1 pseudogene is annotated in these 473 nt (G+C 39.7%); it reads left to right on the top strand.

The features are described from left to right. A pseudogene (locus LBU54_RS15295) lies at nucleotides 1–473 on the top strand (T9SS type B sorting domain-containing protein); the annotation flags it as partial.

Genomic DNA, 473 nt, shown 5'->3' with positions numbered 1-473 from the left:
ATAATCATTCATCCCCTTCCAGAAATAGACATACCAGACCAGGTTATCTGTCTGGACAATCTCCCGTTGATTGTCTCCGCAAATACAAATTTTGGAAACGATCAGTACTTATGGTCAACAGGGGAAACGACACCTGAAATCCAAATCGATGAAATTGGAACCTATTGGGTTACCGTTACCACAGAATTCGGATGTGAAAATACACGTGTGTTCAATGTATCTGAATCTGAAGCTGCGACTATTGAAGTTACAGAAACAGTAGACTTCTCTGACCCAAATAATATTACGATTACCGTCAGTGGTATTGGCGATTATCTGTATCAACTTGATGATTTTGAACCTCAAGAATCGAATGTGTTCGAAAATGTGGGTCTGGGATACCATACCATTACCATAATAGATCTAAACGGTTGTGCGGATGTAACTAAGGAAGTTATAGTCATCGATGCACCTAAGCACATGACACCCAATAA

This window comes from Winogradskyella alexanderae, assembly GCF_020166335.1.
In the GTDB taxonomy this organism is placed as follows: domain Bacteria; phylum Bacteroidota; class Bacteroidia; order Flavobacteriales; family Flavobacteriaceae; genus Winogradskyella; species Winogradskyella alexanderae.
The sequence above is the reverse complement of the archived record's forward strand: the minus strand, read 5'-3'. Positions and strand labels throughout refer to the sequence as shown.